Source organism: Marinagarivorans sp. (assembly GCF_982758155.1).
This window is the reverse complement of record NZ_CEXWTU010000194.1, coordinates 1-9,592: the sequence shown is the minus strand read 5'-3', so window position 1 is coordinate 9,592 and position 9,592 is coordinate 1. Positions and strand designations below refer to the sequence as shown.

The 9,592-nt window shown below is 49.5% G+C and carries 6 protein-coding genes; 4 read left to right on the top strand and 2 right to left on the bottom strand.

The genetic code is table 11. The features are described 5' to 3' along the window. Positions 1-346 precede the first annotated feature (346 nt). Positions 347-1,138: a hypothetical protein gene (locus tag AC3A8L_RS16740; RefSeq protein ID WP_487963415.1), complete on the top strand. Its 792-nt coding sequence runs from the start codon at positions 347-349 to the stop codon at positions 1,136-1,138. A gap of 38 nt (positions 1,139-1,176) precedes the next feature. On the opposite strand, the gene AC3A8L_RS16735 is transcribed toward AC3A8L_RS16740, so the two are convergent. Together AC3A8L_RS16735 and msrB are read right to left on the bottom strand one after the other, a co-directional pair. After that, entirely contained in the window at positions 1,177-1,851 is a 675-nt protein-coding gene (locus tag AC3A8L_RS16735; protein ID WP_487963414.1) for a DNA-3-methyladenine glycosylase I, read from the bottom strand. Next, positions 1,848-2,297, bottom strand: coding sequence for a peptide-methionine (R)-S-oxide reductase MsrB (gene msrB / locus AC3A8L_RS16730; protein ID WP_487963413.1), 450 nt, complete (start codon positions 2,295-2,297; stop codon positions 1,848-1,850). The genes AC3A8L_RS16735 and msrB overlap by 4 nt, the downstream gene beginning before the upstream one ends. 192 nt (positions 2,298-2,489) lie before the next feature. On the opposite strand from msrB, the gene AC3A8L_RS16725 reads away from it, so the two are divergent. The 3 genes from AC3A8L_RS16725 to AC3A8L_RS16715 form a co-directional block, all read left to right on the top strand. Next, the gene (locus AC3A8L_RS16725; RefSeq protein ID WP_487963412.1) at positions 2,490-3,704 is read left to right on the top strand and encodes a pyridoxal phosphate-dependent aminotransferase; all 1,215 of its coding nucleotides are present in this window, start codon (positions 2,490-2,492) and stop codon (positions 3,702-3,704) included. A 56-nt stretch (positions 3,705-3,760) separates the two neighbouring features. Then, entirely contained in the window at positions 3,761-4,189 is a 429-nt protein-coding gene (locus AC3A8L_RS16720; RefSeq protein ID WP_487963411.1) for a hypothetical protein, read from the top strand. 1,458 nt (positions 4,190-5,647) lie between these two features. Continuing rightward, positions 5,648-9,592, top strand: a 3,945-nt coding sequence (locus AC3A8L_RS16715; protein WP_487963410.1) for a glycoside hydrolase family 6 protein, incomplete at its 3' end; no start/stop codon positions are given.

The following is a 9,592-nucleotide window of genomic DNA, read 5'->3' as shown; positions in this document are numbered from 1 at the left end:
AACCCCTGTTACCGCCGTGAAAGGGCGGTGTCCTAGGCCTCTAGACGATGGGGACTAAGGACGGTCACATTACAGCTAACTACGATAATAATGTTTTTTATCAGTAACTTAGCTTCACCTCAACAACTAAACTTGGCTAATGCTTTTCGCTGTTGCCGTTGAAGTGGTGCGCATTTTAGGGACGGGACCCCAAAGTGTCAACAACTATTTTTAAAAAAGTTTTTAATATTTCGTTGCGCCTCATTTGACGCCTTGGCGCGCAATACATCCAGCAAGCACTCAGCCGCCACCTTGCAAGGTGGCGACTGTGAACTAACCTATAGATAAACCTCTATAGATTGCGCCCATGTCATCCGTTGCCGTTATAGTCCTGATCATCGTCATTCTCGCTTGCTTGGTGTGCTACGCCTTCATTTCGCAGACGCTCGCCCAAAAACGCGAACAGCGTGAACGACTGGTGGGCGCGCTTAACTTAAAGGCCCGTAACTTTAAGTTTATGCTGAGCGGCTTCCCGCAAGGCTTTTTACCCCCAGAACTCACCATGCTAGTACAAAAAAGCCTGATGGAGATTCATAGTCAACTTGCAGACTTGGAGCCAGAAAACGTAAGCCACAAGGGCGAACTTCAAATGCTTAGCCAGCAGATGACAGACGCACGCCGAAGTAGCTCTAGGCAGCACAATGTTCGCCTAGAGAACCCGCAGCAAATCAGCGAGGTGAAAGCCTGCCTCGAAGAACTGCATAAATACGTATTCCAATTAGAAGAAAAAAACCGCATACCCCGAGAAAATGCCGACGCGCACCGTGCCAGCATTCGCGAGCTAGTGGTGAACATCACTGTTGACTCCTACCACATAGCAGGTAAGCAGGCGCTAGAGAAAGAAAAGCCGCGTTTAGCCCTGCATAACCTAGAGCTTGCCTTACGCCTTATGGAGCGCGAGCGGAAGTCTGGTAACTTCGACCAGCGCATCACGGAATTACAGCAGCAATGCGCAGGCCTAAGCGAGAAGATTAGCGAAGAAGACTCATCCGGTGCAAGGCAAGAGCTAGAGCCCGACAACAAAGAACAGCTAGATAATCAATGGGACGAATTTGCTGAGAAAGAGCCCGTCTGGAAGAAAAAGCAAATGTATGACTAAACCTTGATGACACCAAAGCCACCCGCAGCAACTTGCAGCTACCAGCTCGCCGCCGTCATTGATGCAATTCGGCTCAACTGACACAAAGGCAACCCCGATTCAGTTTGCCAATCGTTAAAAACACCCTGAACAGCAGTAAGATCTTTAAGGCTAGAGGGCATTTTTGTCACTACACCCTGCCCCTTAAGTACAGCCAACACGTCGTCCGTCAACAGAAACGTATCTTTGCCGACCATGCGCAAAAAACGCGCGCCCGACATCCCACCAAGCTGCGCCCCCTCCTTTTTCAACTCTCGCCATAAGCCCACAATGTTATCGCAAGGCCAGCTCGCCAAATAAGCACCAAAACTACCGTGCTCCCGCGCCTTATGAAGCACTAAGGCCGCATTACTGCGCAGCGCACGCATTTTACCCGCATGGCGAATCAGATCACGATTAGACATAAGTTCATCGTATTTTTCGTCGCTCATATGCGCGCACGCCAACGGATTAAACTGAAAGCAAGCCACCTCAAAGGCCGGCCATTTGTTATCCACCAAGCTGTGCTTTAGCCCTGCACGAAAGATTCGGCGCGTCATCTCACTGAGGTAAAAAGCATCAGGCAATGCTTTCAGTTGCGCGCCACTGAGCGCCAACGGTAAATCTTGCTCAACAGCCGCTGCACTCCCCTTATGCAAAACGGCCGTCTGCAACAGGTCTTTAAAAGTGATCACAATGACGTCTTAGTCGCATCACTCTCATGCTGAATAGACGCCGAGTTCACGCAATAGCGTAACCCTGTCGGCGCTGGGCCATCGTTAAATACATGCCCTAAATGACACTGACACTGGCGGCAAACAATCTCCGTGCGGCGCATGCCATGGGTCTCATCAAAAATTTCCTCGACACCCCCCTTATCCTGAGCGGCAAAAAAACTAGGCCAGCCAGAGCCGGAATCAAACTTATCCTGCGCATTAAACAAAGGCACGCCGCAACAACGGCACAGAAAGGCACCGCCACCTTTAAAATCATTATATTCCCCGGTAAACGGGCGCTCTGTCCCTTTTTGCCGGCAAATCGCATACTCAGAGGGGCTTAATTTATCGCGCCAATAGTCATCCTGCCGAATAGTCTCGGGATTTTTACCGTGCTCGTCGTTTTTTGAGTGGCTATCTGACATAATCTGGCGACCTTAAATAGTAAGAAAAGAGGGTGCTAAATACCCTACCCGCTGAGACCGCTTGCAGCAACACTGCGTGCTCAGCTTATTTTAAAACGCCCCTTTCTGCGATAACAGCATTAGCAGACTAAACTGAGATCTGTCAGCCTCTATATAAAAAAGGCGCAACCCAACCAAGAACAGAAGGACCCCATGGAACGTATCAACAAATCACACAAGCTCAACGGTGTTTGCTATGACATTCGCGGCCCCGTATTAGAGCACGCAACGCGCCTAGAAGATGAAGGCCACCGTATTTTAAAGCTCAACATTGGCAACCCCGCCCCTTTTGGCTTTGACGCCCCCGACGAAATTATCGCCGACGTCATCCACAATATGCGCGGCGCCCAAGGCTACACGGCCTCCAAGGGGCTATTTTCGGCCCGTAAAGCCATTATGCAAGAGTGCCAAAGACTGCAAGTGCCCGACGTAGATATCGACGATATCTTCCTTGGCAACGGTGTAAGCGAACTCATCGTGATGGCCAACCAAGCCTTACTTAATGATGGCGACGAAGTGTTAATACCCTCCCCTGATTACCCCCTATGGACAGCTGCCGTTAACTTAGCCGGCGGCAAAGCCATGCACTACGTGTGCGATGAGCAATCCGATTGGATGCCAGACATCGACGATATCAAAAGCAAAATCACTAAACGCACACGCGCCATTGTTGTAATCAACCCTAACAACCCAACTGGCGCAGTGTATTCAAAAGATGTATTGCAGCAAATCGTCGATATCGCACGCGAGCACAACCTCGTCATTTTTGCCGACGAGATTTACAGCAAAATTGTTTACGACGACGCCGAATTTATTCCCATGGGACGACTAGCAACCGATGTGGTTTGCCTTAGCTTTAACGGCTTATCGAAGTCCTACCGCTTAGCCGGCTTCCGCTCTGGCTGGGTTGTGGTGAGTGGCGCAAAGCATCGCGCTACCGAATACGTAAAGGGCATTGAGATGCTCTCGTCCATGCGCTTATGCGCCAACGTACCCGCCATGTTTGCAGTGCAAACCGCACTGGGCGGCTACCAAAGTATTAACGAATTAATTAGCCCCGGCGGGCGCCTTTTTGAACAGCGCAACGCGGCCATGGATGCCTTAGCGCAGATCCCTGGCGTAAGCTGTGTGAAACCCAAAGGCGCGATTTATTTATTCCCCAAGCTCGATCTTAAACGCTACCCCATCGTTGACGATCAGCAAATGATTCTGGACTTTCTCATTCAAAAGAAGGTTCTATTAGTTCAAGGTACCGCCTTTAACTGGAAAGAACCCGATCACCTGCGAGTCGTATTTCTGCCTATAAAAGAAGAAATAACTAGCGCGATAAACAGTTTTGGTGATTTTTTACAGCACTATAAATTTTAACGAAAAATTGCCCCGCACCCGCTGGGCAATCTCTTTTATAGACAACTGAAACGACAATGACTGATATTCACATAGACGATTTTTATCGCGACGCAGCCAACATACTGGTTACGCTTTATAACACCTTCCCACGCCATATCACCCTGTACGTTGAAGATATTTCGGGACCGGATACGCCCGATGACTTTGGCTTGCACAGCAAGCGCCATGAGTCCTGCTTAAGTACACTGCTGTGGTTAGCCACAAGCGACTACCTGAATTATAAGGATGCGATTAAACGCGAAGGCCTTGAAGAGGTAACGCTTACCCACCGTACTTTTTTATTACTCAATAGCGCCCCAACGGCTGACGGACTAAACCCTACCGAGCCCCACGGCAGCAACAATTTACTGATCAACCAATTACGCAATGAACTCAAAAATGGCACGTCGCACACACTCGCCATTTTGGTGAAAAAACTTATGATCAATTCGCGCCAACTCTAATCGCGAACCGAATTAAAAAACCATAAGCATCTCGCGCCAAAATGATTAGCTGCCCGACATGCCTTGCGCATCATTTGATGCGCAAGGGGGCTAACTGTAAAGCTATCGCCGCGACACAAATAGAATCTTAAAATAAACTGCCGCTGACTCCCCTACTGGATTAATTTCCAGCAGTACTAAAACCCTCAGCCCTTACGCCCCTCCTTACGCCCACGGCCCGATCCTTTTACCAGCAAATATAAGAAAACGATCCCGCCCCGTAGCGGAGTTAAAACAGCCTAACCAGGCGCAGCGAAATCACCTTCAAAAACTATAAATCAAAAAACACAACGAACAGTATGCCGATAATATTAAGACGATAAAAAAGAACGCGTTCACCGCAAAAAATCATAAATGGCGCACAAAATATTACACCCGTTAATAACTTAAGCTGTCGGCATTGCGCACAATTCAACACTACAGCGGAAAACACCCCCAAAGCTAATAAAAAACTATTCGATTAAGCGTAACATTCACCCACTAACGCTTAATTACCTTCGTTATTCAAAGCATTACAGCTCTCAATAAGAAAAGCGCATATACGCTTCACGGAATAAACTATTATCGCATCCCCCCTAAGAGGCGTGAATGAAATAACTTCCCGTTTTTGTATTCCTAGGTGCACGCTTGCTTTCGTTAAAAATATTTGCAATAGCCGGCTATTAGGGCCGAGGAAAAAATACTTTATCCAATAATACTTGTTTCCTGTCTCCTCAACTGCGTTGCTCAAAACGTTACATGCCTAGGCATGCGCCTCTTCAAGCGCCCTGCTGAGAAAACAGGCTCCCTCATCTAATTGGACAATCTATTATTGCCTCGCCCCTTACGTCATATTTTCGCCTCGCCAAGCAAGCACCCACAAACCCAAATTCCAGCAACTTATTCCGTGCACGCCCCCAAAGCTTACTAATGGCTTAAATAAGTTAAATTAGCCTTACATTAAAAATTAAATAGAAAACCCATGAAACGTCCACTCTTAAGATAATTTTTTTCGCCACACTGTGGAACAGTCATACTTTTTGAATAATCACTTATTAGAGTTTGCTAACAGCATCACAATGACTTCGGTATCACAGCAATGACTATCCCATTTGCCACTATGCTCCTGCTTGGCCACCCGAATTTACAAGCGCCTACGTTTGTGACGTTGCACACGCAAAGTCATTTTTTTAGCGTGGCGCAGGCGCTATACATACAGTAAATTCGGCGGTCTTTATCCTCCTGCAAAATGAGGGCTTTGCCACAGGATAAACACATAAGCCACGACACCTCAGCAACTAACACGCTGGCATTCGCATGAAATAACAACACTAAAGCACAGGCGATATTAAGTACTGTGCAAGCTTGCGATATGCATACAAGGATGATGTCACCGCTTTAATTAACGCGTCATCAACTACACATTCGGAGTATGCAATTATGTTGCAACAAGGTTTACGCGGGGCCAAATCCACGGCATTACGCACAATAATAATGGGGTCGTTTATTACAGGCTTAAGTGCCTGTGGTGGAGAGTCTATTTTCTACCCTATACCCCATCATTCATCCGCAGGGGCAGTAAGTTCAAGCTCACAAATCGATTCATCTTCCAGTATCAATAGCGTCAGCTCCAGCAGCATAGTCATGAGCAGCTCTAGCTCCTCAACTGGCCCAGAGCTAGCGCCCAACATTATTAATGATGGCAACCCCTTTGATGGCGCAGATTTTTACATCAACCCTGATATTGCCACATCAACCAACGACTCCATTGCTCGATTAGACCCCACGTCAGACACCGCACAAAAAATGGAAACCGTAAAGCGTGTACCTAGTGCCGTTTGGTTAGACCGTATCGATTCAATTTATGGGGGCGACGCTAATAACGGCCGCCAAAGCTTGGTAGGCCACTTTGATGCCGCGAAAGCCCAGCAGCTTGAACTCGCAGAAAGCGACGTGCTGCAACCCATGACAGCCGTCGTCACCATTTACAACCTTCCAGATCGCGATTGCGCCGCTGCAGCCTCTAACGGCACGCTCAGTTCCGACGTGGACGGAATGAAAGCCTATAAAGAAGATTATATTGATGTGATTGCCGAGACTTTCACGCAATACCCCAACATCCGTATTGTTGCCGTGCTCGAGCCCAACGCCTATGCCAGCATGCTCACCAATTTAGATGTGGCTGCCTGCGATAACGCCAACAATCAAAACGTTTATGCCGAAGGTATTCAGTACGCGATCGCTAAGTTTGCCGATATTGCTAACGTGTACACCTACCTCGATATTGCGAACTCTGGCCAGCTAGGCTGGGGAGATAAGCGCCAAAATGTCGTTACTGGCTTTACCAATCTTGTAAAAGGCGCCACTCCAAGCGAGAGCCTTAATGTAATACGCGGCTTTGCGAGCAACACCGCCAACTACACGCCACTGGCAGAGCCTTACCTTGATGCCAGCAACACCAGCATCACCGACGATAGCTTTTACGGTTCGAGCGATATGCTTGACGAAAATAGCTTCGTCGATACGCTCTATAGCGAACTTAAAGCCAGCGGATTCGCCGACGACCTCGGTTTCATCGTTGATACGGCCCGCAATGGCTGGGGCGGTAGCAGCCGTCCAACCAGCGCAGATGGCTCGGCCGATTCGCGTGTAGATCGCCGCAGCGACCGCAACAACACCTGTAACGTAGAAGGTGCCGGTATCGGTGAACTACCTCAAGCTCAGCCAGACGCTGACCGCCCTTACATCGACGCCTACTACTGGATGAAAACGCCCGGTGAATCAGACGGTGAAAGCAATAGCGCCAACCCCGTATGCGGACCCGACAATACCGATGCACTTGCAGGCGCACCTCAAGCCGGCAGCTGGTTCCATGACTACTTTGTGATGCTGGTAGAAAACGCCAAGCCCGCTATCGCAATGACAATGATTACCGATCCATTAACGCCAACCGATAGTGATACAGACGGCGTAGCCGATTATATGGATCAGTGCCCCAATACCGAAGAGAACAGCAGTGTTGACGCTCAAGGCTGTTCAGATGCGCAACTGGTTATAGACAACGATAATGACGGCGTCGACGATGCTGCCGATCAATGCCTAGATACAGAAACCGACGCAACAGTGAATGCAGACGGCTGCTCTGAAGCACAACTGTTTGTTGATACCGACAACGATACTGTGAACGATGCTGACGACCTATGCTTGGCAACCCCGGCTGATGCCGAAGTCAACGCCGATGGCTGTGCCCTTTCGCAACTCGATAGCGATAACGACACCGTGAGCGACGACAAAGATCAGTGTGATGCTACGCCAGACGGCGAAACAGCCAACGATGATGGCTGCTCACGCTCGCAACTGGATACCGATAACGACGGCGTAAACGATGCGCTTGATATGTGTGCCAATACCGTTGCAAATGCTGCCGTAGACGCCCAAGGCTGTTCAGACGATCAAAACTTTGTTGATGCCGATGAAGATGGCGTTGAAGACGGTACCGACCAGTGCTTAAGCACGCCCGCTAACGCCAGCGTTAATGAGTTTGGTTGTGCCGCCAGCGAGCGCGATACCGACAGCGATAGCGTTAATGATGATGCTGACCAGTGCGCCAACACACCGGCCAACGAAACCGCTGATGCGAACGGCTGCTCACCCTCACAAACCGATAGCGATAGCGACGGCGTGTTCGACAACGCAGACCAGTGTGCTGATACTCCTGCAGGCGAAGTCGCGAATGCACAAGGCTGCTCTTCGAGCCAAGTGGATACCGACAGCGACGGCATTTTTGATAACGCTGATAACTGCGCCAATACACCCGCCAACGAAACCGCTAATACCGAAGGTTGCTCACCCTCACAAACTGATAGTGACAACGACAGCATCTTTGATAACGATGACCAGTGTGATAACACCCCGGCTGGCGAAGTTGCCAATAGCCAAGGTTGCTCTCCTAGCCAAGTAGACAGCGACAACGACGGCATTTTTGATAACGCCGACACTTGCGCCAATACCCCCGCTAACGAAACGGCGAACAGTGCAGGTTGCTCGCCCTCGCAAACCGATAGCGACAACGATGGCATTTTCGATAACGCCGATAATTGTGCTGACACTCCAGCCAACGAAACCGCAGACACTAACGGCTGTGCACCAAGCCAGCTAGACAGCGATAACGATGGCGTAAACGACAATGCCGATCAGTGCAGCAACACCCCTACTAACGAAACTGCCGATGCCGAAGGTTGTTCACCATCACAGTCCGATAGCGATGGCGATACCATTGATGATTCTGCCGACCAGTGCCCAGCAACACCCAGCAACGAAACCGCCAATGCCGAAGGCTGCTCCGCAAGCCAACGCGACGGTGACAACGATGGTGTAATGGACAATGCCGACCAGTGCCTAAGCACTCCGGCTAACGCTAGCGTTAACGGCGAAGGTTGTGCCGCCAGCGAGCGCGATACCGACAGCGATAGCGTTGTTGATGCCGACGACCTGTGTGACAACACGCCAGCAATGGAAACCGCCAACAACCAAGGTTGTTCACCTAGTCAACTTGATGACGATAACGATGGTGTTAACAACGCGCTAGACCAGTGTTTAACAACACCCGCCAACGCCGCAACCAACACCGAAGGCTGTGCCGAATCGGAATTGGACAGTGATAACGATGGCGTGAACAATGCTATCGATATGTGTGCCGCCACAGCGCCAAACAGCATGGTAGATGGCAATGGTTGTGCTGCAGTGCAGCTGGATAGTGATAACGATGGCACCAATAACGCCATCGACCAATGTCCAAGCACACCAGCGATGGAAGTTGCTAATACCCAGGGTTGCTCACCAAGTCAGCTTGATGATGATAATGACGGGGTTAACAACGCTATTGACCAGTGTTTAAGCACACCAGCTAACGCTAGTGTTAATAGTGAAGGTTGTGCCGAGTCGGAATTGGATAGTGATAACGATGGCGTAATGAACGATGCCGACAGCTGCCCCGATACCACCGCAGGCTTAACGGTCAATGCAGATGGCTGTCATACTGACCAACTTACCGGTAACGCGAGTAACGGTAAGGCCATCTGGGATAAGGAAGCTGCAAGTATCGCGGCAGGTAATATAGCCAATTGCTCTGACTGTCACGGAAATAGTGCAAACGACGGTATTGTTCCAATTGACCCACAAAACCTCAACAGAACAACCCCGAGTGAAATTGCTAGCTACATTGAAGCCCGTATGCAAAAGAATGATACAGAGTGTGTAGGTCAATGCGCTGCAGATGTAGCCGCTTACTTCTTAACATTTGAAGTTGCCGAACTTTCGCAAGCTGATCGTGTGGCCCTAGGAAAGGCGCTTTATGACGACACAGATGGCGATGGTTGTGCAGGC

Coding starts and splice junctions, on each gene's coding strand:
- AC3A8L_RS16740 (WP_487963415.1), top strand. CDS start 347: ATGTCATCCGTTGCCGTTATAGTCCTGATCATCGTCATTCTCGCTTGC.
- msrB (WP_487963413.1), bottom strand. CDS start 2,297: ATGTCAGATAGCCACTCAAAAAACGACGAGCACGGTAAAAATCCCGAG.
- AC3A8L_RS16725 (WP_487963412.1), top strand. CDS start 2,490: ATGGAACGTATCAACAAATCACACAAGCTCAACGGTGTTTGCTATGAC.
- AC3A8L_RS16720 (WP_487963411.1), top strand. CDS start 3,761: ATGACTGATATTCACATAGACGATTTTTATCGCGACGCAGCCAACATA.